Origin of the sequence: Pseudomonas sp. BJP69 (assembly GCF_007633355.1) — a bacterium.
Taxonomy (GTDB): domain Bacteria; phylum Pseudomonadota; class Gammaproteobacteria; order Pseudomonadales; family Pseudomonadaceae; genus Aquipseudomonas; species Aquipseudomonas juntendi.
In genome coordinates this window covers 3,164,999-3,191,460 of sequence record NZ_CP041933.1, presented here as the reverse complement: position 1 = coordinate 3,191,460, position 26,462 = coordinate 3,164,999, and the positions used below count along the sequence as shown (strand labels likewise).

The 26,462-nt window shown below is 63.5% G+C and carries 23 protein-coding genes; 8 read left to right on the top strand and 15 right to left on the bottom strand.

All coding sequences use genetic code 11. The annotated features are described in order from the left end of the window. Positions 1-48 precede the first annotated feature (48 nt). Entirely contained in the window at positions 49-873 is an 825-nt protein-coding gene (locus FPB55_RS14840; RefSeq protein WP_125855352.1) for an aldo/keto reductase, read from the bottom strand. Between the two features lie 247 nt (positions 874-1,120). Here FPB55_RS14840 and FPB55_RS14835 point away from each other — a divergent pair, with 247 nt between their 5' ends. Further along, on the top strand, positions 1,121-1,999 hold the full coding sequence (locus FPB55_RS14835) for a DMT family transporter (RefSeq protein ID WP_029886916.1): 879 nt from the start codon (positions 1,121-1,123) through the stop codon (positions 1,997-1,999). Between the two features lie 12 nt (positions 2,000-2,011). Here the strand turns inward: FPB55_RS14835 and FPB55_RS14830 are convergent, their stop codons facing one another. Further along, a complete protein-coding gene (locus FPB55_RS14830; protein WP_144188562.1) occupies positions 2,012-2,920 on the bottom strand; it encodes a LysR family transcriptional regulator in 909 nt (302 codons plus the stop codon). A 361-nt stretch (positions 2,921-3,281) separates the two neighbouring features. Between FPB55_RS14830 and katG the strand changes: the two genes are divergently transcribed. The 3 genes from katG (at position 3,282) to FPB55_RS14815 (ending at position 8,384) form a co-directional block, all read left to right on the top strand. Next, positions 3,282-5,540 carry a catalase/peroxidase HPI gene (gene katG / locus FPB55_RS14825; RefSeq protein ID WP_144188560.1) on the top strand — a complete coding sequence of 753 codons (2,259 nt, stop codon included), beginning with the start codon at positions 3,282-3,284 and terminating at the stop codon, positions 5,538-5,540. Between the two features lie 156 nt (positions 5,541-5,696). Continuing rightward, positions 5,697-6,908: a M24 family metallopeptidase gene (locus FPB55_RS14820; protein ID WP_029886918.1), complete on the top strand. Its 1,212-nt coding sequence runs from the start codon at positions 5,697-5,699 to the stop codon at positions 6,906-6,908. 141 nt (positions 6,909-7,049) lie between these two features. Further along, positions 7,050-8,384, top strand: coding sequence for an MFS transporter (locus FPB55_RS14815; RefSeq protein ID WP_144188558.1), 1,335 nt, complete (start codon positions 7,050-7,052; stop codon positions 8,382-8,384). Between the two features lie 58 nt (positions 8,385-8,442). Here FPB55_RS14815 and FPB55_RS14810 read toward each other — a convergent pair whose 3' ends face one another. After that, positions 8,443-9,450, bottom strand: a complete 1,008-nt coding sequence (locus tag FPB55_RS14810) for a GlxA family transcriptional regulator (protein ID WP_054881981.1) — start codon at positions 9,448-9,450, stop codon at positions 8,443-8,445. Between the two features lie 180 nt (positions 9,451-9,630). On the opposite strand from FPB55_RS14810, the gene pssA reads away from it, so the two are divergent. Together pssA and FPB55_RS14800 are read left to right on the top strand one after the other, a co-directional pair. After that, a complete protein-coding gene (gene pssA / locus FPB55_RS14805) occupies positions 9,631-10,959 on the top strand; it encodes a CDP-diacylglycerol--serine O-phosphatidyltransferase (RefSeq protein ID WP_144188556.1) in 1,329 nt (442 codons plus the stop codon). A gap of 291 nt (positions 10,960-11,250) precedes the next feature. Beyond that, on the top strand, positions 11,251-12,396 hold the full coding sequence (locus FPB55_RS14800) for a GGDEF domain-containing protein (protein WP_144188554.1): 1,146 nt from the start codon (positions 11,251-11,253) through the stop codon (positions 12,394-12,396). A gap of 443 nt (positions 12,397-12,839) precedes the next feature. Here FPB55_RS14800 and ppnN read toward each other — a convergent pair whose 3' ends face one another. Both ppnN and FPB55_RS14790 read right to left on the bottom strand, forming a co-directional pair. After that, complete coding sequence (gene ppnN / locus FPB55_RS14795; RefSeq protein ID WP_009683717.1) at positions 12,840-14,213, bottom strand: nucleotide 5'-monophosphate nucleosidase PpnN; 1,374 nt, start codon at positions 14,211-14,213, stop codon at positions 12,840-12,842. A 127-nt stretch (positions 14,214-14,340) separates the two neighbouring features. Further along, positions 14,341-15,402 carry a YeiH family protein gene (locus FPB55_RS14790; RefSeq protein WP_144188552.1) on the bottom strand — a complete coding sequence of 354 codons (1,062 nt, stop codon included), beginning with the start codon at positions 15,400-15,402 and terminating at the stop codon, positions 14,341-14,343. Positions 15,403-15,513: 111 nt separating this feature from the next. Between FPB55_RS14790 and FPB55_RS14785 the strand changes: the two genes are divergently transcribed. Further along, positions 15,514-16,401, top strand: a complete 888-nt coding sequence (locus tag FPB55_RS14785; RefSeq protein ID WP_144188550.1) for a LysR family transcriptional regulator — start codon at positions 15,514-15,516, stop codon at positions 16,399-16,401. Between the two features lie 55 nt (positions 16,402-16,456). On the opposite strand, the gene pncB is transcribed toward FPB55_RS14785, so the two are convergent. Then, the gene (pncB, locus tag FPB55_RS14780; protein WP_054905965.1) at positions 16,457-17,656 is read right to left on the bottom strand and encodes a nicotinate phosphoribosyltransferase; all 1,200 of its coding nucleotides are present in this window, start codon (positions 17,654-17,656) and stop codon (positions 16,457-16,459) included. Next, positions 17,653-18,303: an isochorismatase family protein gene (locus tag FPB55_RS14775; protein ID WP_009683721.1), complete on the bottom strand. Its 651-nt coding sequence runs from the start codon at positions 18,301-18,303 to the stop codon at positions 17,653-17,655. Before FPB55_RS14775 ends, pncB begins: the two co-directional genes overlap by 4 nt. A gap of 138 nt (positions 18,304-18,441) precedes the next feature. Between FPB55_RS14775 and FPB55_RS14770 the strand changes: the two genes are divergently transcribed. Further along, on the top strand, positions 18,442-19,146 hold the full coding sequence (locus FPB55_RS14770; protein ID WP_047150249.1) for an NUDIX domain-containing protein: 705 nt from the start codon (positions 18,442-18,444) through the stop codon (positions 19,144-19,146). 138 nt (positions 19,147-19,284) lie between these two features. On the opposite strand, the gene FPB55_RS14765 is transcribed toward FPB55_RS14770, so the two are convergent. The 8 genes from FPB55_RS14765 to FPB55_RS14730 all read right to left on the bottom strand — a co-directional run bounded on the left by FPB55_RS14765 (position 19,285) and on the right by FPB55_RS14730 (position 26,434). Then, complete coding sequence (locus FPB55_RS14765) at positions 19,285-20,697, bottom strand: cytosine permease (protein WP_144188548.1); 1,413 nt, start codon at positions 20,695-20,697, stop codon at positions 19,285-19,287. 297 nt (positions 20,698-20,994) lie between these two features. Beyond that, positions 20,995-21,558, bottom strand: a complete 564-nt coding sequence (locus FPB55_RS14760; RefSeq protein ID WP_054905968.1) for an NUDIX hydrolase — start codon at positions 21,556-21,558, stop codon at positions 20,995-20,997. Between the two features lie 22 nt (positions 21,559-21,580). Beyond that, positions 21,581-22,327, bottom strand: coding sequence for a GntR family transcriptional regulator (locus FPB55_RS14755; protein WP_009683726.1), 747 nt, complete (start codon positions 22,325-22,327; stop codon positions 21,581-21,583). 90 nt (positions 22,328-22,417) lie between these two features. Next, a complete protein-coding gene (locus tag FPB55_RS14750; protein ID WP_009683727.1) occupies positions 22,418-22,807 on the bottom strand; it encodes a carboxymuconolactone decarboxylase family protein in 390 nt (129 codons plus the stop codon). 151 nt (positions 22,808-22,958) lie between these two features. Beyond that, the gene (locus FPB55_RS14745; RefSeq protein ID WP_144188547.1) at positions 22,959-23,444 is read right to left on the bottom strand and encodes a flavin reductase family protein; all 486 of its coding nucleotides are present in this window, start codon (positions 23,442-23,444) and stop codon (positions 22,959-22,961) included. A gap of 13 nt (positions 23,445-23,457) precedes the next feature. Further along, the gene (locus FPB55_RS14740) at positions 23,458-24,939 is read right to left on the bottom strand and encodes an aldehyde dehydrogenase (RefSeq protein WP_054912259.1); all 1,482 of its coding nucleotides are present in this window, start codon (positions 24,937-24,939) and stop codon (positions 23,458-23,460) included. Then, entirely contained in the window at positions 24,936-25,769 is an 834-nt protein-coding gene (locus tag FPB55_RS14735) for an alpha/beta fold hydrolase (protein ID WP_115294232.1), read from the bottom strand. The genes FPB55_RS14740 and FPB55_RS14735 overlap by 4 nt, the downstream gene beginning before the upstream one ends. A 68-nt stretch (positions 25,770-25,837) precedes the next feature. Continuing rightward, a complete protein-coding gene (locus tag FPB55_RS14730; RefSeq protein ID WP_029613156.1) occupies positions 25,838-26,434 on the bottom strand; it encodes an amino acid synthesis family protein in 597 nt (198 codons plus the stop codon). Between the last annotated feature and the right edge of the window lie 28 nt (positions 26,435-26,462).

Here is a 26,462-nt window from a genome sequence, read left to right as displayed (position 1 = left end):
ACCTGGTGAGTGGCGCCCGGCACTGAGCGCCACCGGCGCGGCCCCCGGTCAGCTATTCCAGTCCGGGGCAAAGGGCGGGCTGACCACTCGCTGGTCTTTCGGTAGTTCGGCAATCGCAGCGCGGTCCTCGTCATCCAGTTGCACGTTCAGCGCCGCCAGGTTGGCCAACTGGTTTTCGCGGCTGCTGGCCTTGGGGATCGCCGCCACACCGTCCTGGTCCAGTAACCATTTGAGCGCCACCTGGCTGGGCAGTACGCCGTGCTTGCCGGCAATCGCCTGGATCACCGGGTGCGCCGCCGCCTGGCCGCGGGCCAGCGGGGTATAGGCGGTGAGCAGCAGATCATGGCTACGGGCGTAATCGAGCAGCGGCTGCTGGCCGAGCAGCACGTGGTACTCCACCTGGATCGCCGACAACGGCGCCCCGTGCTGTTCCACGACCTCGCGTAGCAAGCCCAAGGGGAAGTTGGCCACACCAATGTGGCGTGCCTTGCCTTCTTCACGCAGGGCCACCAAGGTCTCGATACTGCGGGCCAGGTCTTCATGCTGGCCGGGCCAGTGAATATGGAACAGGTCCACCTGCTCGGTACCCAGTGCCCGCAGGCTGGCTTCCAGCGACGCGCGCATGGCCTTGGGTTGCAGCCGGTCCCACCAGACTTTGGTGGTCAGGTGGACCTGCTCGCGCGGGACGTCGCTGTCGCGCAGGGCCTGGCCGACGGCGGCTTCGTTCTCGTAGGCGGTGGCGGTGTCGATGTGCCGGTACCCTAACTCCAGTGCCTGGCGCACGGCCTGGGTGCACGCGCTGCCGGTCATTGGCCAGGTGCCCAGGCCCAGGGCAGGCAGTTTCAGGCCGTTACAGGTTGTGAGCCTTTGCATGTCGATTCCTTGTACAGTGTGCCGGGTGAGGCTCCATGGTCGATGATCACTGCGGCACGGGCCATGCGCGCGGCGCGCAAAGTGGTCGATCAGCGAACGGAAAATGCGTTCGGCCCCGGCCTGGGGCAAATGAACTTCCTTATGTTGCGGCATCTCTTCTAGAATCCCAGCTGTTGCATCCGCCAGGCTCCGCCTGCGCGGTCATCCCCCTGGCGCGGCCTATGGCGGCGTCGTCATCGAGAGAGCCATGAGTTCCAGTACACCGTTGTCCGGCGTCAACAAACCCTTGCGTGGCATCGCCCTGGTGGTGGTTGCGACGTTCCTGTTCGCCAGCCACGATGCCTTGTCCAAATTCCTCGGCGGCCTGTACCCGATCGTGATGGTGGTATGGGCGCGCTATGTGGTGCATACCCTGCTGATGGCCGGCATTTTCCTGCCCAAGGCCGGCCTGAACGTCCTGCGTACCCGCCGCCCGCTGTTGCAGACCCTGCGTGCCCTGAGCCTGCTGAGCACCAGCCTGCTGTTCACCACGGGCTTGCAGTACCTGCCTCTGGCCGAGGCAACGGCGGTCAACTTCCTGGCCCCGGTGCTGGTCACCGCACTGTCGGCGCCATTGCTCAAAGAGCGGGTTACCGTGGCGCAGTGGGTGGCGGTGGTGCTGGGTTTCATCGGCGTGCTGGTGGTGGTGCACCCGGGTGGGGCCATGTTTACCCCGGCGATTCTGTACCCGTTCGGCTCGGCGTTGGGCTTCTGCTTCTATCAGTTGCTGACGCGTATTCTGGCCGCGCATGACAGCCCCACCACCAGCAACTTCTATGCGGGGCTGTGCAATACGCTGGCGATGAGTGCGCTGGTGCCGTTCTTCTGGCAAGTGCCGCGCTGGGACCATGCCTTGCTGATGTTGGCGCTGGGCGGTTTCGGCATGACCGCGCACCTGTTGCTGACCCAGGCATTCCGCCATGCGGCACCCGCGTTGCTGGCACCGTTCAGCTATTGCCAGATCGTGTTCGCCGGCTTGCTTGGCTTGGTGGTGTACAGCCAGGTACCGGATACCTTGAGCCTGGTGGGTATCGCGGTGATCTGCCTCAGCGGCCTGGGGGCGGCGTGGATGCAGCGGGGCAAGTAAGCCTGGCCATCGTCAAGGCTGGCTGGCCATGAACTGCATGATGCGCTCGCGCAGCCAGCGCTCGGCCGGGTCGTTGTCCTGGGCGCCACTCCAGACCATCGACAGCTCGGCCTCGGTGATCTCGAACGGTGCAGGGTCGGCGCGTAGACAACTGTCTTCGACCAGTGCACAGGCAGCGTAGTCAGGTACCGTGGCGATCAGTTCGGTGTTGCGCAGCAGGGTGCGCAGGCTGCCGAACTGCGGCACGGCCAGCACCACTTTGCGGGATCGACCGATCCGCGCCAGGTCGAGGTCGATGTTGCCGCTCATGTCACCGGAAAACGATACCATCACATGCGGCCGGGCACAGTATTCGTCGAGTGTCAGCGGCCCCGGCCGATCGTCGGCGCGCAGCACCCGCACGCCGATATCGCGCAGCTTGCGGCGCTTGGCGGTTGCCGGCAGGTCGGTGGTGTAACTTACCCCCACCGAGATCTCGCCGCTGGCCAGCAAGCCCGGCATCAACAGAAAGTTGGCCCGCCGGACCACCACGCTGATGTCCGGCGCTTCTTCACGCAGGGCCTGCAGCAAGGCCGGAAACAGGCCGAACTCGGCATCGTCCGACAGCCCCAGGCGGAAGACGTTGCAACTGCTGGCCGGGTCGAACTCGCGGGCGCGGCTGATGGCCGCGGAAATCACATCCATGGCCGGGCCCAGCTCCGCGAAGATCTGCATCGCCCGTGGCGTGGGCTCCATGGCGCGCCCGCTGCGGATCAGCAGGGGGTCGTCGAACAGTTCGCGCAGGCGGGCGAGGGCGGCGCTGACGGTGGACTGGGTGATGAACAGCTTTTCACCGACGCGGGTGAGGTTGCGTTCGATCATCAAGGCTTCGAACAGCACCAGCAGGTTCATGTCGACGCGGCGCAGGTCGTTGCGGTTCATGAGGCTTGGGTTCCGGAGCTAAGGGTTTTGCGCTGTATTGAAGCATGGGCCGCCGCGTCGTGCCTTGTATGGATGTGCCGGCGGCCTGGTCTGAAGCTGCGGCGCTGAAAGAGCCAACCTATCGCGGCCAAACAGCCCCTCTATTAGACCTGCGCTCAGGCTCGGCTAGTCTTTCTCCTGGCCCCGCGAATTCCGCGCACCGGTGGGGGCAGCACGCCTGTGCAAGACCGCACCCACCCGTTGTGACAGCTTCGCGAGCCCCCGTTTACACCTGATCAGGCATGGCACGCGCGCCTGCTCGGCTGAGCGAACATCTGGCACAGACCGGAAATCTGGATAATCGACCTAAAGGTACCCGCAGATGTCGAATGAATCGAAATGCCCGTTCCATCAAACCGCAGGTGGCGGCACCACCAACCGTGACTGGTGGCCTGACCAGCTCAACCTCAGAATCCTGCACCAGCACTCGTCCAAGTCTGACCCGATGGACCCGGACTTCGACTATGCCAAGGCCTTCAAAAGCTTGGATTTCCAGGCCCTGAAGCAAGACCTGACCGCGTTGATGACCGATTCGCAGGACTGGTGGCCGGCCGATTTCGGCCACTACGGCCCGCTGTTCATCCGCATGGCCTGGCACAGCGCCGGCACCTACCGCATTGCCGATGGTCGCGGTGGCGCAGGCTCTGGCCAGCAACGATTCGCACCGCTCAACAGCTGGCCAGACAACGTCAGCCTGGACAAGGCCCGGCGCCTGCTGTGGCCGATCAAGCAAAAGTATGGCAACAAGATTTCCTGGGCCGACCTGATCGTGCTCACGGGCAATGTGGCGCTGGAGTCGATGGGCTTCAAGACCTTCGGCTTCTCTGGCGGCCGCGCCGATGTGTGGGAGCCGGACGAAGATGTCTACTGGGGCTCGGAAAAGGTCTGGCTGGGTGGCGATACCCGCTATGGCAAGGAGCAGGTCAAAGCCCAGCCGCCAGGGCAAGGGGACCTGGTGGCAGAGCCCGCCAAGCACCCGCAGGAACAAAGCCGAGACCTCGGTGGCGAGCGTAACCTAGAGAACCCGCTGGCGGCCGTGCAGATGGGCCTGATCTACGTGAACCCGGAAGGGCCGGAGGGCAACCCCGACCCGGTCGCCTCGGGCAGGGACATCCGTGAAACCTTTGGCCGCATGGCCATGAACGATGAAGAAACCGTGGCGCTGATCGCCGGCGGCCATGCCTTCGGCAAGACCCACGGTGCCGGCCCGGCCGACAATGTCGGCCCCGAGCCGGAAGCCGCTGGGCTGGAACTGCAGGGCCTGGGCTGGGCCAACAGGTTGGGTACCGGCAAGGGCGGCGACACCATCACCAGCGGCCTTGAAGTGACCTGGACTTCGACGCCGACGAAGTGGAGCAACGAGTACCTGAACAACCTGTTCGACTTCGAGTGGGAGCTGACCAAAAGCCCCGCTGGTGCCCACCAGTGGACACCGAAAGAAGGCAAAGGCGCGGGCACCGTACCGGATGCCCACGACCCGGCCAAACGCCACGCGCCGTCGATGCTCACGTCCGACCTGGCGCTGCGCTTCGACCCGGTCTATGGGCCTATCGCCAAGCGCTTCAAGGACAACCCTGAGCAACTGGCAGATGCTTTCGCCCGCGCCTGGTACAAGCTGATCCACCGCGACATGGGCCCGCTGGCGCGCTACTTGGGCCCGGAAATGCCCAATGAAGAGCTGCTGTGGCAAGACCCGATCCCGCCAGTCGACCACCCGCTGGTGGGCGAGCAGGACATTTCCGCGCTCAAGGCCAAGGTGCTGGCCACGGGCCTGAGCGTGGGCGAGCTGGTGGCCACGGCCTGGGCTGCAGCATCGACCTTCCGGGGCTCTGACAAGCGCGGCGGTGCCAACGGTGGTCGCCTGCGCCTGGCACCGCAAAAAGACTGGGTGGCCAACCAGGGCACCGGCAAGGTCGTTGCCGCGCTTGAGCACATCCAGGCCGAGTTCGCTGCCAGCGGCAAGCACATTTCCCTGGCCGACTTGATCGTGCTGGCCGGTGCCGCTGCCGTGGAGAAGGCCGCCAAGGACGCCGGTCATGACCTGAGCGTGGCGTTTCACCCGGGCCGTGCCGATGCTACGCAGGCACAGACCGACGTGGAATCGTTCGCCGTGCTGGAGCCGCTGGCGGATGGTTTCCGAAATTTCAGCAAGGGCCGCTACAGCGTCAAAGCCGAGAAGTTGTTGCTGGACAAGGCGCAGCTGTTGACCTTGACCGCGCCGGAAATGACCGTACTGATCGGCGGGCTGCGCGTGTTGGGTGCCAACCATGCGGGGAGTCAACAGGGCGTGTTCACCGACAAGGTTGGCACCCTGAGCAACGATTTCTTCCGCAACCTGCTGGACATGGGCGTGGAGTGGAAGCCGACTTCGGCAGACAACGAAGCGTTCGAAGGCCGCGACCGCAAGAGCGGGCAGGTGAAATGGAGCGCGAGCCGCGTCGACCTGGTGTTTGGGTCGCATGCGCAATTGCGGGCGTTGAGCGAGGTGTACGGCAGCAGTGATGGCGGCGCTAAGTTCGCGCGCGATTTCGTTGCCGCCTGGGAGAAGGTCATGGAACTGGACCGTTTTGACCTGAAGTGAGGAACCTGCGGGGGCTGCTGGGCAGCCCCCTTTGCCATTGGCGATCCCGCCAATTCCAGGTCGGATAGATACAAAAGTGCCCTTGTCGGTTCTGTTGCAATGCTTCTCAGGCGGCCGGCCTGAACAGCGTGCTCACAACGACAAGGAAACCCGACCATGCAAATGCCCAAGACCCTGAAAATCCGCAACGGCAACAAGGTGCAGCCGACCTTTTCTGCCCAGGAATATGCCGCCCGCCACGCCCGGCTGCGGGCGTACATGGCGGAACACGACATCGAAGCGGCCATTTTCACCTCGTACCACAACGTCAACTACTACAGCGACTTCCTCTATTGCTCGTTCGGCCGCCCCTATGCGCTGGTCGTTACCCAGGACAAGGTCGTCTCGGTCAGCGCCAATATCGATGGCGGGCAACCGTGGCGGCGTACGGTAGGTACCGACAACATCGTCTACACCGACTGGCAACGTGACAACTACTTCGTCGCGATCCAGCAGGCGTTGCCCCTGGCCTCGCGCATCGGGGTGGAGTACGACCACCTCAACCTGCAGAACCACGCCAAGTTCGCGGCCTGCTATCCGAAAGCCGAACTGGTGGATATTGGCGCGCCCTGCATGCGCATGCGCATGATCAAGTCGGCCGAGGAACAGGCGCTGATCCGCCACGGTGCACAGGTAGCCGATATCGGCGGGGCTGCGGTGGTGGAGGCACTGCGTGACCAGGTGCCAGAGTACGAGGTGGCGCTGCATGCGACCCAGGCGATGGTGCGCGAAATTGCCCGACGCTTCCCGGATGCCGAACTGATGGACACCTGGACCTGGTTCCAGTCCGGGCTCAACACCGACGGTGCACACAACCCGGTCACCAGCCGCCGGGTCGGCAAGGGGGAGATCCTGAGCCTCAACTGCTTCCCGATGATCGCCGGCTACTACACCGCACTGGAGCGTACGCTGTTCCTCGACCACTGCCCGGAGGCGCACCTGCGGTTATGGCAGGCCAACGTCGAGGTGCACGAAGCCGGACTGAAACTGGTGCGCCCAGGCATGCGCTGCAGCGACATTGCCCGTGAACTGAATGACATTTTCCTGCGCCATGACCTGCTGCAATACCGCACCTTCGGCTATGGCCACTCATTCGGCACCTTGAGCCATTACTACGGCCGCGAGGCCGGGCTTGAACTGCGTGAAGACATCGACACAGTGCTGGAGCCGGGGATGGTAGTGTCGATCGAGCCGATGATCATGCTGCCCGAAGGGCGGCCTGGGGCCGGTGGCTATCGCGAGCATGACATCCTGATCGTCAACGACAGCGGTGCCGAAAACATCACCCGGTTCCCGTATGGGCCGGAGCACAACATCATTCGCAAATAAGACTGATGCCGGCTTTGGCGCCGGCACGCCAGCGCCCTGTGGGCGCCGGTGAGTCGGCGCCAAGGCCACTACACACAACAACAATATCCCGTATGACCACCACACCCTGCCTCCAATTAGAACAACCATGGGGTACCCGTCATGTCCAGCACCACCCTTGACCCATCCGCCGTCGCTGGCGTTTCGCACAGCGCCGAACGCCAAGCCCTGTGCAGGGCTGCCCGGGCCAGTTTCATGGGTAACTTCGTCGAATGGTTCGACTACGCAGCCTATGGCTACCTGGCCACCATCATCGCCGCCACCTTCTTCCCGCAGGCCGACAAGGCCACCAGCCTGTTGGCAACCTTTGCAGTGTTCGCCCTTTCATTTCTGGTACGCCCATTGGGCGGCATCGTCTGGGGCCATTTCGGCGACCGGTATGGCCGGCGCACGGCGCTGTCGTGGTCGATCCTGATCATGTCGCTGTCCACCTTCTGCATCGGCTTGCTACCCGGTTACGCCCAGATCGGTCTATGGGCGCCGGCGCTGCTGTTGTTGATTCGCCTGGTGCAGGGGTTTTCCGCTTCGGGTGAGTATGCCGGTGCAGCAGCGTTCCTGGCCGAGTACGCGCCGCCGGGCCGGCGTGGCTTGTACACCAGCATTGTGCCGGCCAGTACCGCGGCGGGCCTGTTGTTTGGGGCAGCGTTCGTCGCGCTGTTGCATGAAGGGCTCAGCAGTGAAGCCTTGCACACCTGGGGCTGGCGCCTGCCGTTCCTGCTGGCGGCGCCATTTGGCCTGGTGGGGCGCTATATCCGCATCAGCTTGCAGGACACGCCCAAGTTCCTGGAAATGGAGCAGCGCCTGGAAAACAAGGCCGGCATGGCTCCGGCGCCCTTGCGCGAACTGCTCGGCCAGCATCGCCGCAGCCTGGCTATCGGCATGGGGGTTACGTGCCTGAACGCGGTGGCGTTCTATTTGCTGCTCAGCTACATGCCGACCTATCTGTCCACTGAAATGGGCATGAGCGAGCGGGATTCATTCATTGCGTCGACGGTGTCGCTGGCCACCTATATCGGCCTGGTTTTCCTGATGGGGCGGCTGTCTGACCTGTTTGGACGCAAAACCATGCTGGTGGTGGCATCGCTGTTGTTCCTTGGCCTGACAGTGCCGCTGTTCAGACTGCTGGACGGGCAGCCGCTGCTGGTGATCCTGGCGATACAAATTCTGTTCGGTGCGATGCTGGCGATGAACGACGGGACCTTGCCGTGCCTGCTGGCAGAGCTGTTTCCCACGCGGGTGCGCTTCAGCGGTTTTGCTTTGAGCTTCAATGCGGCCAATGCGCTTTTTGGCGGCACTGCACCGTTCATTGCCACTTGGCTGATCCAGTTGACCGGCAGCAAACTGGCGCCGGCGGGTTACTTGCTGGCAGCGGCACTGGTGGCGCTGGTGGCCATGCTGATGTGCCGGGAAACAGCCCACGCTGCGCTGGAAGATTGAATCACCTGGCCCCCACATCGCGCAAAGGGGGCGAACCTGACCTAGCCCATGACCCCGGTCAGTGCAACGAGGCCTGCCGCCGCTCGCCCAGTGGTGACAAGCCGAAGAATCGGCTGTAGCTCTTGGAAAAATGCGCTGGCGAACTGAACCCGCACGCCAGCGCCACTTCGCGCACCTGCACATCGCTGCGCAGCAGCAGCTCCCGTGCGTGTGACAGGCGCAGTTCCAGGTAGTACTGGCTGGGGGTGCGTTGCAGGTATTTGTGGAACAGCCTTTCGAGCTGGCGCACGGTCACCTCGTTGAGGCTGGCCAGCTCTTCGAGGGTCAGCGGTTCCTCGAGGTTGGCCTCCATGATCGCCACCACCTGGCTGAGTTTGGGCTGGGCACTGCCGAGCAGGGTGCGCAACGGCACCCGTTGGCGGTCGCGCTCGCCACGCACGCGATCACACAGCAGCAGTTCGGCGGCCTTGGCGGCGATAGCCTGGCCACCGGGCTCGCGGGCTACCAGTTGCAGCATCATGTCCATCGCCGCCACCCCGCCCGAGCAGGTATAACGGTCGCGGTCCAGTTCGAACAGCTGGCTGGAGATGACAATGCCGGGAAAATGCGCTTGCAGGGTTGGCAGGTCTTCCCAGTGGATGGTACAGCGGTAGCCGGTGAGCAGCTCGGCCCTGGCCAGCAGGTAACTGCCGGTGCAGATACCGCCCAGGGGCAGGTGTTGCCGTGCCAGGTGGCGCAGCCATTCGATCAGCGGGCGGTTGCCGCGGCCACGGTCGATCGGGTTGGCGCCTACCACCAGCAGCGTGTCCAGGGCAGGGGCGTTGGCGATGCTGTAGTCGGGCAGTACGCGCATGCCGTTGCTGGCCACGACCGGTGCCTCATCCGCCGCAATCAACACACTGCGAAACAAGGTTTGATGTGCGGCCAGGTTGGCCATGCGCAGGGTTTCGACGGCCGATGCCAGGCCGATCGTGGTGAAATTGGGCAAAATCAGAAAGCCGAAGGTCTTGACCGAACAACGCTTTACACTTGAAAGCGGCGGGTTTGCAGAAACGGGGTGGACCATTGCGCTGTACCTGTGCAAGCTGAGCCGTGGTTTATCAGGGGCAGTGAAAAACAGGGCCTCGCGTGGTGCTTGTTGTTATAGGTCGTTGCCGGGTCGATCTTACACCCAGGGCGCAGCGGCCAGGAATGGCCATGCCCGTTGGCAGGGCCGACAGTGATCGCATAGAGAAGGTGATTGTCAGTGAACCCCGAAACCTTGCTGGCAAGCCTGCCAGGCTACGCTATCGCACCTGAGTCGATTCAGGTGCTGCCCGATGCCAAGGCCTACCGTGCCTGCCTGCTCGAGCGTATCGGCATGGCCACCCGGCGCATTGTCATTGTGGCCCTGTACCTGCAGGAAGACGAGGCAGGCCAGGAAGTACTGGACGCCTTGTACAAGGCCAAGGCCGCGCGCCCAGGCCTGCAAATCACCGTCGTGGTCGACTGGTTCCGCGCCCGCCGCGGGCTGCTGGGGGCCGGGCATCAACCGGGCAATGCGGCCTGGTACCAGGCCCAGCGCCAGTTGCACGGGCTGGAGATCGCCATCCATGGGGTGCCGGTGCAGACCCGCGAGCTGTTTGGGGTGTTGCACCTCAAGGGCAGCATCATCGACGACTGTGTGATCTATACCGGTGCCAGCCTGAACAACGTGTACCTGCACCGTTTCGATCGCTACCGCCTGGACCGCTATCACCTGTTCCAGTCACCGGCACTGGCGGACGCCATGGCCGACCTGGTGCAGCGCCTGCTGCATCCGGCCGCCACGCCGCGTCTCGATCTGCCGGCGCCACCTTCTACCCGTAGCCTGCGCGGTGACATCCGGCGCTTGCGCGCGCGGTTGCGGCGCATGGCCTATCAGGCCCCGGCCCCTGAGCCAGGGCAGGGCCTGCGGGTCATACCGCTGCTGGGCGTGGGCCGAGGCAACCGGTTGAACCGGGCCGTGTGCGCATTACTGGCGGCGGCGCAGGCGCAGATCATCATCAGTACGCCGTATTTCAACCCGCCACGTGTCGTGATGCGCGAGCTTGACCAGGCGTTGGCGCGTGGGGTGCGGGTTGAGTTGATTGTCGGCGACCGCACAGCGAACGACTTCTATATCCCCCCAGGCGAACCGTTCAGCGCCAGTGGCGCGCTGCCTTACCTGTACGAGGACACCTTGCGCGCCTTCGTTCGGCGCCGCCAGGCGGCGATAGCCGGCGGGCAGCTACAAGTGCGCATCTGGAACGACCCGGGGCATACGTTCCATGCCAAGGGGGTGTGGGTCGATCAGCGTTATTCGCTGCTGACCGGCAACAACCTGAACCCGCGGGGGTTCAACCTGGACCTGGAGAACGGCTTGCTGATCGACGACCCGCATGGGCAATGGTTGGCGCCGCGTGAAGCGGAGCTCGACGGGTTGCGCCATTTCGCGCCGCCGATCGATTCGCTGGAGGCCCTGGGGGTGAAGGCCGAACACCCCAAGGAAGTGCGCCGGTTCCTGCGGCGTTTGCGCTACAGCCGCCTGGAACCGTTGATCAAGCGGGTGTTGTGACACCGGCTGAAGCACGGCGCGGTAGCGCAACGATCTGGCGCAAGGAAATGGCTGCCTGGGCCTGACCGAGGGCTTCATGAAGGGAAGCTGACTGATCGTCAGGTCAGCTATTCAGTCTGCGATGATATCAATATGATATCGGTGCTGCCGCAGGCGTTCCTGCGGTTGAGCTATGATTTACGGGCTCCCGACCAGGGCCCCTCTGAAAAGTCATCACAAGCGCATACAATCGCGCCCTTTTCCTTATTAACCAGATAGGCCAAAGCGTATATGGCGCTAGATCCACCTACGATGCTGACCATTTCGGTTGCCCTGGCAGCGGCGGCTGCCCTGTATTTGGCAATTGAATGGCGCAGTGTTCGCGAGTCCTCGCTACTGTTCTGGAGCGCAGGCTTCGCCACCATCACGGTCGGTTGCATGCTGGCCTTGTTGCGCGGGATCGGTTTGCTGTTCATCGGCATCTGGTTCGCCAATGGCTTGCTGGTAGTGGCCCATGGGTTCTTCTTGTGGGGTGTGCTGCGCTTTACCCAGGAGCGTTTGTCACGGGCCTGGCTGGTCATCGTGCTGGTCTGGTTCGCCCTGCTGCTGTTGCCCGTGGGGCCGCAGTGGTCGAAGGTGATGTTGATGGTCAACTCGTTGCTGGTAGCGGCGCTGACCCTCAAGGCGAGCTTCCTGTTGCGGCCGCATGGCAAGTCGTTGAGCGTTGGCGCGGTGCAGCTGCGCTACGTGCTGTTGCTCCATGGTGTGTTCTACGTGGTCAAGGCAATCATTGCGATTGCACCGGGTACCTTGATCGACCTGGCCACGTTTGGCGGGCTGATCATTCAGGTTTCGCTGGTGGAGGGGGCGATGGCGATCATGCTGATTGCCTTGTCGATGACTGGCACCGTGCGTTACCGACGCGAGGAGCGGATTGCCCGGTTGGCGGCACGCGACCCGCTGACCGCGCTGTACAACCGGCGGGCCCTGGAAGTGCGGGCAGCCCCTTTTTTCAAGGACGTCAGCCCAACCCAGCCTGGTGCATTGCTGCTGATCGATATCGACAATTTCAAGCTGGTCAATGACCTGCATGGGCATATTGCCGGGGATCGGTTGCTGGTCGCCCTGAGCGAGATGATCCGTACGGTGCTGCCGGAGCGCTCGCTGGCGGCGCGTTTGGGCGGGGACGAGTTTGTCATATTGCTCAGTGGCACCAGCAATGAGCGGGTATTGGACCTGGGTGGGATCTTGCGGGAACAGTTCCAGCTGTATGCGGGCAAGACGGCGCCGACGCCGGAGGCGGTAACGCTCAGTATTGGCGCCAACCTGTTCGACCAGCCGCCGGCGAGTCTGGCGGCACTGATCGAGCAGGGTGATGTGGCGTTGTATCAGTCCAAGCGGGGTGGGCGGGACAGTATTCGTTTTGTCGAGCGGTCGATGGTGGGGGTTGGCCAGTGAGGCTTCAGCCTTGGTCAGCCCTGATACGATCCCTGTGGGAGATTCTATGGTTTCTGGCAAGGGTAGCCGGAGCATCTTCAGCGCCTGTGAGATCGAGCGCCGCCCGCGCGGCGCAATCGCGAGCTGCGCTCGCTCCTACGTTTGTTTCGGGCCAGTAACGCCTGTGACAGGCGCGCGCGGCCGCCTTGTTTGTACGGCGCGATATTGAGGCATGCACCAAGGCGTTCGCGCGCAAATCCCACAGGAATAATTGGCCCGAAACAAACGTAGGAGCGAGCGCAGCTCGCGATGCGCCGCGCGGGCGGCGCTCGCTCTAACAGGCGCTGCATATCTTCTGACAAACACCTGCCAGCCCTGATGCGATCCCTGTGGCTGGCTTGCCGGCGATGGGCCGCAACGCGGCCCCAAGTTGCATGACTGACGCGCATTAGCGCAAGGCGCTGTCAGGTCACGACCTGATAGCACGGTACATACGCCGCCCCGCCCGGCAACTTCATCCGGTGCTGGTCGACGAACGCCTGCAGCAACCGCCCCAGCGGATCGAGCACAGCGCTGTCGCCACGAATCTGATAAGGGCCGTGCTCCTCGATCAGGCGGATACCCTTGTCCTTGACGTTGCCGGCCACGATGCCGGAAAACGCCCGGCGCAGGTTGGCCGCCAGTTCGTGCGGTGGCAGATCGCGGCGCAGGTCCAGTTCTGCCATGGCCTGATGCGTAGGGTCGAAGGGGCGCTGGAAGCTCTCCTCAATCTTCAGCAACCAGTTGAAGTGGAAGGCGTCGTTGCGCTCGCGGCGGAACTGCTTAACCGCCTTGAGCCCGTCGACCATGTGCCGGGCAACTTCTGCCGGGTCGTCGATGATGATCTCGTACAAGCGGTGTGCCGCCTCGCCCAGCGTGGCACCGACAAAGGCATGCAACTGCTGCAGGTAGGGTTCGGCACTGCGTGGGCCGGTGAGCACCACCGGGAACGGCAGGTCGTGGTTGTCCGGGTGCATGAGGATACCCAGCAGGTAGAGGAATTCCTCTGCCGTACCGGCGCCACCGGGGAAGATGATGATGCCGTGGCCGACACGCACGAAGGCTTCCAGACGCTTCTCGATGTCCGGCAGGATCACCAGTTCGTTGACAATCGGGTTGGGCGCCTCGGCAGCGATGATGCCCGGCTCTGTCAGGCCCAGGTAGCGGCTGCCATGCATGCGCTGCTTGGCATGGGCAATGGTCGCGCCCTTCATCGGGCCCTTCATCACGCCCGGGCCGCAACCGGTGCACACGTCCAGCTTGCGCAGCCCCAGTTCGTGCCCGACCTTCTTGGTGTACTGGTATTCCTCGCTGCTGATCGAGTGGCCGCCCCAACACACCACCATCTTCGGCTCCACACCCGGGCGCAGGGTGCGGGCGTTGCGCAGCAGGTGGAACACGTAATCAGTGATGCCCTGGGAGCTTTCCAGGTCGATGCGCTGGCTGGCCAGTTCGCTTTCGGTGTAGACAATGTCGCGCAGGGCGCTGAACAGCATTTCGCGGGTGCTGGCGATCATCTCGCCATCGACAAAGGCGTCGGCCGGGGCATTCTGCAGCTCCAGGCGCACGCCACGGTCCTGTTGGTGGATACGCACCTCGAAGTCCCGGTAAGCCTCGAGGATGGTCTTGGCGTTGTCGACATGGGCGCCGGTGTTGAGGATGGCCAGGGCGCACTGGCGGAACAAGGTGTAAAGGCTACCGGTACCGACTTCACTCAGTTGCTGCACTTCACGTTGTGACAGCGTCTCCAGGCTGCCTTTGGGGCTGACGGATGCATTGATGACATGGCGTTGAGGCATCTAAGTCTTTCCTGTGCGGGTAAAACATCCTTCTTGGACAACACCATACCGAGAAATGTGGGCGGCCACGAGGGGGGCGGTGAAAAACCTTTGCAGCGCTACGCCTGCTTCGCCGCCCGGTTGCCGATCAGCTCAACAACTTCTGCACCCCGAGGGTGATTGCCAGGCCGCCGCCAACCAGCCACAGGTTGAGCAGCGCCCCGGTCGCCAGCGCCCGTGGCCCGGCCTGACGAATCTGGCTCAAGCGCGTCTCCATGCCCAGCGCGGTCATCGCCATGGTCAGGGCGAAGGTGTCCAGGCCGTTGAGCGCCTGGGTCACGCTGCCGGGCAGCACCTGCAGCGAGTTCACCAGCACCAGGCCGAGGAAGCCGAAGGCGAACCAGGGCATGGCGATGCGGCCGTTGCCTTTGCCCTGGCCAGCCTGGCGCGAACGGCTGATCCACAGGCCGACCACCAGCAGCACGGGTACCAGCAGCATGACCCGGGTCATCTTGACGATGGTCGCGATGTGGGTGACTTCCGGGCTGACGTTGCTGGCGGCGCCGACCACCTGGGCCACTTCGTGGATGGTGCCGCCCAGCAGCAGGCCGGCACCCAAGGTGTCCAGGTGCAGCCAGCCAGCGTTGATCGCCAAGGGGTAGACGAACATCAACAAGGTGCCGAACAGCACCACACTGCCCACCGCCATGGCGCTCTTGTGCGGGGCGCTGCGCAGCGCCGATTCGAATGCCAGCACGGCGGCTGCCCCGCAGATGGCGCTACCGGCGGCCGTCAGCAGCGCGGTGTCGCGGTCGAGCTTGAAGACTTTCATGCCGCACCACAGGCCGATCAGCAATGTGCTGCCAACCACCAGCAGCGAGACGATTAGCCCCGACCAGCCTACCTCGGCAATTTCCTGCAGGCTCACCCGCAGGCCGAAGAACGCCACGGCAATGCGTAACAAGCCGCGAGCGGAAAAATTGATACCCCCGGCCCAGCTTGCCGGCACGCCGTCACGCAGCGCGTTGCCATACAGCGCACCGGCGACGATGCCGACAATCAGCGGGCTGATGCCAAGCCTGGCGATGGCGGGTATGGCCGCCAGTTGCGTGACAGCCAGCGCGAACAGCGCGACGAACAGGATGCCATTGAGCCGCCCTTTGGTAGAAAGGGTAGGGGTGTAGGCAGGATGGGACGGTACCGTGGCCATTTGAGTCCTCCGGGCAATGATTCGACGAGGCCTACGTTAATCCGGTTATAAGCTTATAAAAAATCGTAATTTGGGATGGCAAATATCCGCTTTACTGATATTTTTGGGTTCATGACCCCAGAACAGCTGATAACATTCGCCACCGTTGCCGAGCATGGCAACATCAGCCATGCGGCCCAGGCCCTGCACCTGTCGCAGCCTGCGGTTTCCGGGCAGCTCAAGCTGCTGCAGGAGGCGTTCGGCGAACCCCTCTACCAACGGGCCGGTCGTGGCGTGCGCCTGACAGCGGCTGGCGAGCAACTGCTCGCACACGCCGAGCGCCTGCGCGATACCTTCCGCCAGGCCCAAGCCCTGCGCGAGGCCATGCGCGGGTTGGAGCGCGGCACCTTGCGCATTGGCGCCAGCACTACGCCCGCCAGTTACCTGTTGCCTTACCTGATTGCCGATTTTCATCGGCAGTACCCGGACGTGCTGGTGACGACCTCGCATGGCAACACGGCGGAGATCGTGGCGGCACTGGACAGCGTTGATATCGCCCTGATCGAGGGGCCGCCCGGCCATGAGTTGCCCCTGGGCACGCACACCACGCCGTGGCACGAGGACGAAATCGTGGCGATCGTGCCGCGCGGGCACCCCCTGGCAGGTACGCACAAGCAGCCATTGGCGGCGCTGGGGGCCTATCCGTTGGTGTTGCGTGAAAGCGGCTCGGGGGTGCGGCAGGTCGTTGAGCGGGCATTCGCCCGTGATGGCGTAGCCATGCGTGTGGCGCTGGAAATCGCCGGTGTGGAGGGGGTCAAGGAAGCAGTGCGTGCCGGCATGGGCATCGGCTTTGTTTCAGCCATGTCCATACGCCACGAGGACGGTGCTTTGCAACGCTTGCAGGTGCATTCCCAGGCATTGGTGCGTCGTTTTTCCATATTGATGCCGCACGCCGCTACGCCCTCGCGGGCGGCGGCGCGGTTTCTGGCGTTGTGCATGGCCATGCCACAGGTGGCGTGACGGTGCCGGCCTAGTGGGCGCAAGCTAACCCGCGATGAAGCCGGCACAGCCGCCATCAATTCACCTTGAAAACGTGTTTCATATAGGCCACGAAATTCTCGTCCCGGCACTGGGTCTTGCCAGGGCTATCGGAAATTTTCGCCACCGGCGCCCCATTGCACGCGGTCATCTTGATAACCATGTTCATCGGCGCTACCCCCGGGATATCGCACGTCAACTGGGTACCAATGCCGAAGCTCACATTGATCCGTTCATGCAACGCCCGGTACAGCCCCAGCGCCTTGGCAAAATCCAGCCCATCGGAGAAGATCAGGGTCTTGCTCTTTGGGTCGATCCCCAGCCGCTCATAATGGGCAATGGCTTTTTCCGCCCACGCCAGTGGATCGCCAGAGTCGTGCCGCAAGCCATCGAATAGCTTGGCGAAATACAGATCGAAATCGCCGAGGAAGGCATCCATGGTGATGCAGTCGGTCAACGCTATGCCGAGCAGCCCTCGGTACTCCCTGACCCAGCACTCCAGTGCGGCGGCCTGGCTGTCGACCAGGCGCGGGCCCAACTGCTGGTGTGCCATAAACCATTCGTGGGCCATGGTGCCCAGCGGCTTGAGCTCGAACTCACGCGCCAGGTGCACGTTGCTGGTGCCAACGAAGCGCCCCGGGAAATCATGCTTGAGGATATGCACGACTTCTTCCTGCACCCGGTAGGAGAAGCGCCGGCGCGTGCCGAAGTCCGCCAACTGGAAACCGGCCAGCTCTTCGGCACTGGCCTCGGCCTTCAGCCAGTCGAGCTTCTGGTACAGGCGCTCGCCGACCTGTTCGATCACCACGTCACGGTAGCGGTAGCGGTTGCGCACCTCGCTGATGATCGCCAGCAGCGGGATCTCGTAGAGAATCACATGCAACCAAGGCCCGCGTACGCGCACTGCCAGTTGCCCGGCGGCGTCCAGGCCCACCTGTACATAGCGCAGGTTGAAACGGAACAGGCTTAGAAAGCGAATGAAATCCGGTTTGAGGAAGGGGATTTTCTCCAGATAGGCCAACTGGTCGTGGGTCACCGTGACCTCGGCCAGTTGTTCTACCTGGTAGCGGATTTCAGCCAGGTAGGGAGACAAGTCTTCGTCGTTGCGGCAACGAAACTCCCATTCCACCTCGGCGTTGGGGTAGTTGTGCAGCACTGCCTGCATCATGGTGATCTTGTAGAAGTCGGTGTCCAGCAGGTTCTGGATGATGCGTGGGCCGAAAACACTTTCGCTCATGGGCGTTGTTCCTTGATCAGGGCAAGCTGGTGGTCGAGCGCGGCTTCGTCGCCGCAGAGGATGACCCCTTCGGCGGCCAAGGCGCCGCACGCCTCGATAGCGCCTGCCTGAGTCAGCGCACGGCAGGCCGGCAGGTACAGCAGCACCTCGAAGCCGGCCTGGCGCAGTTGCCGGGCGGTGGTCTTGACGCAGTAGTCCAGGGCCAGGCCGCCGACGATCACCGCGCCGACCTGCTGCACCTTGAGGTATTCGATGACCCCTGTGGAACGGCGTTCGGCGAGGTCGTGATAGCAGGCGCCGTAGGGGTGCAGGTCGGGTTCGACACCCTTCCACACGAAGTAGTCGTAATCGATGGGCGCCGGCAGGCCAGGCAGCAGCTCGAACCCTGGGGTGCCGGGGACGCAGTGGCTGACCCAGGTCAGGTCGGCGTTGGCCATTTGCAGGGGCTGCAGCATGTGCGCCGGGTCGGCGACAACCCAGGCGGCATTGGCCGGGTGGGCATCTTTGCTGCCCAGGCGCAGGTCGGCGCGCAGGGCCATGGTGTTGAGGTCAACCGCAATTTCATGGCCTTCGGGAACCGGGAGTTCCTGCGGCGCGTTGCCGGTGAAGCCGTTCTGCGCATCGACATCGAAACTGGCGATTTTCATGGCAGTTCTCCTTGCTGGACTGGCTACATAATCTACCTGGTGATCTAAGTCTGTCAAGCGTATATCCCTATGGATTTGCTTGTTGATTTACTTAGTGTCTCTGGTGGATTATTAGGCCAGTGAACGAGGAGCAACCCGGTGAGTACAGTTGAAGTCCTGGCCAGTGTCGATATCGTGACCCTGCGCCTGGCCCCCGATGCGCAGCATCTGCAAGTGTTGTTGCACCGCCGTGAGCGCGAACCGCACGCCGGCCAGTGGGCGTTGCCGGGGGTGATCGTCAATGGTCGAACCCCTGACATCAGCCTGGAGGCCGCGGCCGAGCGCGCGTTACGCGAAAAAACCCGGCTGGTGCCGTGCTACATGGAGCAGGTGGGTACCGAGGGCAATGCGTTTCGCGATCCGCGGGGCTGGTCGCTGAGCACCTATTACCTCGCCTTGATCGGCCCTGGGCAGGCAGCCTTGGGTGAGCAGTTGGCGTTTTTCGACCTGGACAGTGTGTTGGCGCGCAAGGTGCTCTTGCCTTTCGACCACACGTTGCTGGTGGAGCGGGCCCGCGAGCGGCTGGCGGCAAAGACCGTGTACAGCAGCCTGCCGCTGTACCTGCTGGCGGAGAAATTCACCGTGCTCGATGCCCTGGGGGCGGTTCAGGCATGCCTGGGGCAGACGGTGAACAGCACCTCGCTGCGTAAACGCCTGGAGCGCTTGCGTGAGCTGGGGTGGGTGAAGGACACCGGGGAGAAGAACCAGCCCAGGCTGGGCCGGCCGCAACAGTTGTATCAGCACACGCCGCTGGGTGGGCGGGTGTTCATGTTTGATCGCAGCCTGTTGCCGGAGGGAGGGTAGAGTTCTGCTTGAGGGGCAGGGGGCGCTGCGACCGAGCGCCCCACCTGCGGTGCTCGGTCATGTATGGGTCAGCTTCCGGCATCGGAGCTCCCAGCGATGGTGCACAACCATCTGCTGGGATTTGCCGGCGCAGCAAACTCAGTGCCCCATGGCCAGCTTGGCACTCAGCTGCCGGCGCCGGTAAGCACTGTCACGGCTGGCCAGCCACCAGTACAGCGGCGAAGTCACCGCCAGCCCTACCAGCCACGACAGGTCGGCGCCGTTGATGTGCTCGGAAATCGGCCCCACGTACAGCGGCGTGTTCATGAACGGGATCTGCACCACGATACCCACCGCATAAGCGAGCAGAGCCTGCGGGTTGTAACGGCCATAGATACCGCCATCGACCTGGAAGATCGACTGGATGTCGTAGTCGCCCTTGTGGATGGCATAGAAGTCGATGAGGTTGATCGCCGTCCACGGCACCAGCACCACCAGCAACACCAGCACCATGTCGACGAAGTGGCCAATGAAGTCCGCCGAAGCGAACACGGCGACCACGCAGCACGCCGACAGCACGATCAGCGACAGTACCGCGCGGCTCTTGGCGGTAGGGATCCAGCGGTAGGCGAAGGTTTGCACCAGGGTGATGATCGACAGCACCGCGCCATACAGGTTGAGGGCGTTGTGGCTGATGACGCTGAGCAGGAACAGCACCAGCATGACGGGGCCGAGGGTCCCGGTGGCCAGTTTGACCGCATCCATGGTGTCCATGCCGGCCGGAATGGCCAGCACCGCCACGGCGCCGAAGATGAACGACAGGCTCGAACCCAGGGCCGAGCCCAGGTAGGTGGCCCAGAAGGTCGAGCTGACTTTCACGTCTGCCGGCAGGTAGCGTGAGTAGTCCGACACGTAGGGCGCAAAGGCGATCTGCCACAGCGCCGCCAGCGACACGGTGGCCAGCCAGCCGGCCAGGTTGAAGCTGCCGCGGCTGAGGAAGTCGTCGCTCTGCACATGGGTAAAGATATAGCCGAAGCCGACCACGATGCCGATACCCAGCACCCAGGTGCCGATGCGGTTGAGGACGTGGATGAAGCGGTAGCCGATGATGCCGATGATGCCCGAACCCAGCGCGCCGATGACGATGCCGACCGGCACCGGTACGGCGTCGACCACACCGTGCAAAGACTTGCCGGCGAGCACGATGTTGGAGGCGAAGAAGCCGATGTACATGACCCCGGCAATCACTACTACCAGCAGCGCGCCCAAGGTACCGAACTGGGCACGGCTCTGGATCATCTGCGGGATGCCCATTTGCGGGCCCTGGGCCGAGTGCAGGGCCATCAGCACGCCACCTAGCAGGTGGCCCACCAGGATGGCGACGATGCCCCATACCAGGTTCAGGTGAAACAGCTGCACGCCCAACGCGCCGGTGACGATGGGCAGCGGCGCAATGTTGCCGCCGAACCACAGCGTGAACAGATCCCTTACCTTTCCATGGCGGTCTTGCGGTGGCACATAGCCGATCGTGTGTTTTTCTATGAGGGGTGCCGAATTGGCTGCACTGGTCATGACTGACTCCAAGGCAAGGTAGGTCATTGGCAACTGCCCGGGTGCGTGCCGGCGATGGGCAACGCGTTCTTGTTGGAGCGATGATGCGGGCCGCTGGGGGAACGGGAAATTAGTAAATATGTACCTATAAGCCTTAAAAAACCTAAGGCTGACAAAAGCTTAAGCGGATGACGGTAGCAAGGAGGGTGCCAGTTGGCTGAGGGGCTTGGGGTAGAGGGGTTGCGCGTTATGTGCGCGGTGATGGGTGAGCTTTGTTGGTGCGACCCGGGCATTTTTGGAGCACAGGGCCAGCACCGGCTAACGCATGAAGTGCACCTTGCCGGTGTCGTCATTGCCCATGTACATGCCATACACCCCAGCCTGCCGCTCCAGGATGTAACGTTCGAGAATCTGCCGGATCGCCGGGTAGTAGATCTGATCCCAAGGGATCTCATCCGGTGCGAAGAACTTGTACGCCAGCGTTTCCGACCCGTATTGCCCGGTTTCTTCGGTCACGATGGCGCGGAAGATGATGTAGACCTCGCTGATTTTCGGCACGCTGAAAATCGAGTACGGCGAAATGATGTCGGCCCGCACGCCGCTTTCTTCCCACACCTCGCGCAGCGCCGCCTGCTCGGTGGTCTCGCCAGCCTCCATGAAGCCCGCCGGCAAGGTCCAAGTGCCGGGGCGTGGCGGGATGGCACGCTGGCACAGCAGGTACTTGCCGTCACGCTCGATGATGCAGCCGGCGATGACCTTCGGGTTGATGTAGTGGATGTAGCCGCAGCCGCCACAATGCAGGCGTTCGTGGGTGTCACCTGCAGGAACGCCCCGGGCCAGTTCCTTGGTACAGTGCGGGCAGTAGCGCGGGGCGTTGGGCATGATCAGCGGCCTGTGGGTGGCGTTAAATACGTGGATCCTTCAGCGCCAGGGGCTCGACGATGTCGCGCACCTTGACGTGGTCTTCCTGCTTCTGGCGCAGGTAATCCAGGGCTACCTTGGCAGCCGCACGCACATGGTCGACCGAGGCCTGGTGGGCAACCAGCGGGTCGCCACCCTTGATTGCCTCGACCATCTTTTCCATCTCGCGGTTGCTGGCGCCGCGGCGGTTTTCCTGCGACACCGAGGTGGCGCGCAGGTAGCTGATGCGTGCCTGCAACTGGCGCAACTGCTGCGCCGCCACCTGGTTGCCGGAGCCTTCCAGCAGCACGTCGTAGAAGCCTTGAACCGAGTCCAGCACCTGCTGCAACTCGCCTTCTTCCAAGGCTTCGCGGTTGACCTCCAGCGCGCGTTCCAGGGCACGGATGTCCTTGGCCTTGGCGTTGAGGGTGAACAACTGCACGATCAGGCCTTCGAGTACGCAACGCAGCTCGTAGATGTCGCGGGCGTCTTCCAGGGTGATGATGGCCACCCGTGGGCCCTTGGCGTCGGCGAATTCCACCAGGCCTTCGGATTCCAGGTGACGCAGCGCTTCGCGTACCGAGGTACGGCTGACCCCAAGGCGGTCGCAGAGGTCGCGTTCGACCAGGCGGTCGCCAGGCAGCAGGTGGAAGTTCATGATCGCCGCGCGCAGCTTGTCTAGCACGATTTCGCGCAGGGTAACGGGGTTGCGGTTGACCTTGAAGCTGTCGTCGAGTGGCTGGCGTTTCATCAAGTGCGCTCTTAAAGAGGCTGCCCGGCCGCAACCGCAATAGCACCACGAACCTTGGGTGCTCCTTGCGTGGGTTCGAACAGCCCGGTGTTAACGGGTTGGCTCCGCATCGGCTTCAGCGAACGCTTCGCGGGCCAGGCGGAAGCTGTCCACCGCCGCGGGCACGCCGCAATAAATGCCGACCTGGAGCAGGATCTCGCGAATCTGTTCACGGCTCAGGCCATTACGCAATGCGCCGCGAATGTGCAGCTTGAGCTCGTGGGGCCGGTTGAGCGCGGAAATCATGGCCAAGTTTATCATGCTGCGCTCTTTGAGCGAGAGGCCTTCACGGCCCCAGACGTGGCCCCAGCAGTATTCGGTGACCAGTTCCTGCAACGGCTTGGTGAAGTCGTCGGCGTTCTGGATCGAGCGGTTGACGTAGTCTTCGCCCAGTACCTGGGTGCGGATTTGCAGGCCTTTCTCGTACTTATCATTGCTCATGCGCAGTGCTCCGGAATGAAACAGGGACATCGGCGGTGGCTTGTTCGCGGGCTTGCCCGCTCCCACAGGTAATGCGCAGGTCTCGGGAACTGCGCCGCCCCTGTGGGAGCGGGCAAGCCCGCGAAGAAGCCAACACCGGCTTAAAGGTCTATCAGCCCAAAGGCGGCAGGGCGCCCAGCTTGCCCTTGTGGTACACCATCGGCGTGACCGGCTGCTCGGGCAGCACCAGGTTCTTCACCGCACCCACGATGATCGCATGGTCCCCGCCGTCATACTCGCGCCACAGTTCGCACTCGATGATCGCCGTGGCCTTCGCCAGCAGCGGGTTGCCCAGCTCGCTCAGGTGCCACTCGATGCCCTTGGCCTTGTCCTTGCCCTTGCCGGCAAACGCATAGGCCTCGGCGGTTTGCTCGGCCGACAGCAGGTGGATCGCGAACTGCTTGCTGTCGCGCAGGATCGGGTAGGTGTCAGAGGCGTAGTTGGGGCAGAACAGCACCAGCGCCGGGTCGATCGACAGGGCGCTGAAGGCACTGGCGGTGATGCCGACGATGCCACCGTCGGCGTCAAGGGTGGTGACAACCGTGACGCCGGACGGGAAGGAGCCCATCACGTCTTTGTAGATGCCAGGTTCCATCATCTCGTGCTACCTCTTAGCGCATCACAAACGGGTCGGGCATGGGCGCGGTGGACAGGTTGATCCACACGGTCTTCAGCTCGGTATAGGCCAGCACCGAATCGATGCCACTCTCACGGCCGTAGCCGCTGTTCTTGAAACCGCCGATCGGGGCCATGGCCGACACGGCGCGGTAGGTGTTGACCCAGATGATGCCCGAGCGCACGTCACGGGCCAGGCGGTGGGCGCGGCCCAAGTCGCGGGTCCAGATACCGGCCGCCAGGCCGAACTGCGAGTCGTTGGCGATTTCCAGCGCCTGCTCCTCGGTCTTGAAGCGGATGACCGCCGCGACCGGGCCGAACACTTCTTCCTGCATGATGGTCATCGAGTTGCTGTCGCACTCGAACAGGGTCGGTTCGTAGAACCAGCCTTCGCCTTCGACCTCGGCCCGCTTGCCACCCATGTGCAGCTTGGCGCCTTCAGCCTTGGCCGCAGCGACCAGGCCTTCGACCACGGCCAACTGCTGAGCGGTCGCCATCGGGCCCATTTCGCTGGCATCGTCCTGCGGGTTGCCGATGCGGATGCGCTTGGCGCGGGCAATCAGGCGCTCGACGAACTCGTCGAAAATCTCGTCCTGCACCAGCAGGCGCGATCCGGCGACGCAGCTTTGCCCTGAGGCGGCATAGATGCCGGCCACGGCGCCGTTGATGGCGCTGTCCAGGTCGGCATCGGCGAAGATGATGTTCGGCGATTTGCCGCCCAGCTCCAGCGACAGCTTGGCGAAGTTCTCGGCACTGCTGCGCACCACGTGGCGGGCAGTGGCTGCACCGCCGGTGAAGGCGATCTTGCGCACCAGCGGGTGGCGGGTCAGCGCCGCGCCGGTGCTTGGACCGTAACCGGTGACCACGTTGACGACACCCGGCGGGAAGCCGGCTTCCAGGGCCAGGCGGGCCAGCTCCAGGATGGTCGCCGAAGCGTGCTCGGACGGCTTGAGCACGATGGTGTTGCCGGCCGCCAGGGCCGGGGCCAGTTTGATCGCGGTAAGGTACAGCGGGCTGTTCCACGGGATGATGCCGGCGACCACGCCGATCGGCTCGTGCACGGTGTAGGCGAACAGGTCGGGCTTGTCCAGCGGCAGGGTGCCACCTTCGAGCTTGTCGGCCAGGCCGGCGGTGTAGTGGAAGAACTCGGGCAGGTAACCGACCTGGCCGCGGGTTTCGCGAATCAGCTTGCCGTTGTCACGGCTCTCCAGCTGCGCCAGGTGCTCTTTGTTCTCGGCAATCAGGTCACCCAGGCGACGCAGCAGCTTGCCGCGCGCGGTGGCCGTGATGCTGCGCCACTGCTTGCTGTCGAAGGCACGCTGGGCGGCCTGCACGGCCAGCTCCACATCGGCCTCGTCGGCATCGGGCAACTGTGCCCAGGCCTGGGCGGTGGCCGGGTTGAGGCTGTCGAAGGTCTTGCCGCTCTGGGCATCGCGCCATTGGCCGTCGATGCACATCTGGAAACGAACGAGGGTCATGCAACAATCCCCTTGGCGGATTCGGTAAGGGTGCGGGCTTGCGCGAGGAAGTCCAGCAGCATCTTGTTGACTTCACGCGGTGCTTCCACCGCCATCATATGCCGTTGCTCGGCCAGCACCACACTGTGCGCACCTGGGATGCGCGCCGCGAGCTGGCGGGTCATGGCCGGTGTGGAGCCCGAGTCGAGCTCGCCGGTGGCGATCAGTGTCGGCACCTGGATGCTGCCCAGGTCGCTGGCGCGGTACATGTCCTGGGTGGCGAACAGCGAATAAGTGGTGTGGTAGCCCTGCGGGTCATTGCTCGCCAGGACCTGGCGGATAGCGGCGACCTGGGCCGGGTTGGCGGCCTTGTATTCACGGCTGAACCAGCGTTCGAGGGCGGCGTCGACGTTGGCGTCGGGGCCCAGTTCTGCGGCCTGGGCTGCGCGGGCGATAACGCCGGCGCTCTGCTCGGGGCTGCGGTTGAACACACTGTTGAGAACCACCAGTGCCGCCAGGCGCTGCGGGTAGTTGAGGGCAAAGGCCCGGGCAACCAGGCCGCCCATGGAAAAGCCGATCACCGTGGCCTGGGCGATTTGCAGGTGGTCAAGCAGTTCGGCGAGCTGGTCGGCATAGCTTTCCAGCGGCGTATCGGCAGCCGGCACGCGGCTTTGCCCGTGGCCGAGCATGTCATAGGCGATGACGCGGTAGTCGTTGGCCAGGCCAACGAACTGACCGCCCCACATTTCCTTGTTCAGGCCCACGCCGTGGATCAGTACCACGGGTTGGCCTTGGCCGACGGACAGGTAGCTGGTGCCGGCAGGTGTGCGTTCAGCGACAGGCTGAATCATGGAGGGCGCTCCTTGAAGGTCGGGCGCGGCGGGTAAGCACGCCACGCCCCGGCCCGTCTTGGTTGTTGTTATTGAGCGCTGGCTTTTTCGGCAGCCAGTTCTTCCAGGTCGATGTAGCGGTTGCCGATGCGCGGGTGCAGGCGGCCGCCGTCGGCAGCGCCCAGCACCACGACGATTTCATCGGCACGCGGTGCGTCTTCGATCTGCATCTCCAGGGTGATGTAGTGCGAGCGCAGGCCCTCGTCGTCTTTCTGCATCATCGGGATCTGGATCGAGGTGCCTGGGCCACCACGTTTGTTGGTGAAGCTCAGGTAGCTCTTGGCCTGTACCGCTTCGCGGTAGTGGTTGCCAAAGCGCAGGGTGTGGATCACCGCCGAGGCATGCTCGATTTCGCCATCGGCACCCACCACGGCGGCCTTGCCGTAGGCCTCGATCTTGTCGGCCCCACCAATGGCGGCAGTCAGGCGCTCGACCATCAGCGCGCCCAGCTCCGAGCAGTTGGCGCGGATTTCCGGCTTCAGATCTTCAACGAAACCGCGACCGGCCCATGGGTTCTTGATCACCACGGCCAGGCCGACCATGGTCACCGGCTTGTCGGTGGCCTTGCCGCCTTCGATGCGGGTCTCTTCGGAGTAGGTGACGATCTTGCGGATTTCGAAACTCATGGGTGGCTCCTGGTGAGGGTTATCAGCT

Coding starts and splice junctions, on each gene's coding strand:
- pncB (WP_054905965.1), bottom strand. CDS start 17,656: ATGAGCGAAAGTGTTTTCGGCCCACGCATCATCCAGAACCTGCTGGAC.
- FPB55_RS14800 (WP_144188554.1), top strand. CDS start 11,251: ATGCTGACCATTTCGGTTGCCCTGGCAGCGGCGGCTGCCCTGTATTTG.
- FPB55_RS14760 (WP_054905968.1), bottom strand. CDS start 21,558: ATGCCCAACGCCCCGCGCTACTGCCCGCACTGTACCAAGGAACTGGCC.
- FPB55_RS14750 (WP_009683727.1), bottom strand. CDS start 22,807: ATGAGCAATGATAAGTACGAGAAAGGCCTGCAAATCCGCACCCAGGTA.
- FPB55_RS14735 (WP_115294232.1), bottom strand. CDS start 25,769: ATGATTCAGCCTGTCGCTGAACGCACACCTGCCGGCACCAGCTACCTG.
- FPB55_RS14740 (WP_054912259.1), bottom strand. CDS start 24,939: ATGACCCTCGTTCGTTTCCAGATGTGCATCGACGGCCAATGGCGCGAT.
- FPB55_RS14775 (WP_009683721.1), bottom strand. CDS start 18,303: ATGAAAATCGCCAGTTTCGATGTCGATGCGCAGAACGGCTTCACCGGC.
- FPB55_RS14820 (WP_029886918.1), top strand. CDS start 5,697: ATGCAAATGCCCAAGACCCTGAAAATCCGCAACGGCAACAAGGTGCAG.
- FPB55_RS14785 (WP_144188550.1), top strand. CDS start 15,514: ATGACCCCAGAACAGCTGATAACATTCGCCACCGTTGCCGAGCATGGC.
- ppnN (WP_009683717.1), bottom strand. CDS start 14,213: ATGCCTCAACGCCATGTCATCAATGCATCCGTCAGCCCCAAAGGCAGC.
- FPB55_RS14765 (WP_144188548.1), bottom strand. CDS start 20,697: ATGACCAGTGCAGCCAATTCGGCACCCCTCATAGAAAAACACACGATC.
- FPB55_RS14755 (WP_009683726.1), bottom strand. CDS start 22,327: ATGAAACGCCAGCCACTCGACGACAGCTTCAAGGTCAACCGCAACCCC.
- FPB55_RS14790 (WP_144188552.1), bottom strand. CDS start 15,402: ATGGCCACGGTACCGTCCCATCCTGCCTACACCCCTACCCTTTCTACC.
- FPB55_RS14840 (WP_125855352.1), bottom strand. CDS start 873: ATGCAAAGGCTCACAACCTGTAACGGCCTGAAACTGCCTGCCCTGGGC.
- FPB55_RS14835 (WP_029886916.1), top strand. CDS start 1,121: ATGAGTTCCAGTACACCGTTGTCCGGCGTCAACAAACCCTTGCGTGGC.
- FPB55_RS14830 (WP_144188562.1), bottom strand. CDS start 2,920: ATGAACCGCAACGACCTGCGCCGCGTCGACATGAACCTGCTGGTGCTG.
- FPB55_RS14815 (WP_144188558.1), top strand. CDS start 7,050: ATGTCCAGCACCACCCTTGACCCATCCGCCGTCGCTGGCGTTTCGCAC.
- katG (WP_144188560.1), top strand. CDS start 3,282: ATGTCGAATGAATCGAAATGCCCGTTCCATCAAACCGCAGGTGGCGGC.
- FPB55_RS14730 (WP_029613156.1), bottom strand. CDS start 26,434: ATGAGTTTCGAAATCCGCAAGATCGTCACCTACTCCGAAGAGACCCGC.
- FPB55_RS14745 (WP_144188547.1), bottom strand. CDS start 23,444: ATGATGGAACCTGGCATCTACAAAGACGTGATGGGCTCCTTCCCGTCC.
- FPB55_RS14810 (WP_054881981.1), bottom strand. CDS start 9,450: ATGGTCCACCCCGTTTCTGCAAACCCGCCGCTTTCAAGTGTAAAGCGT.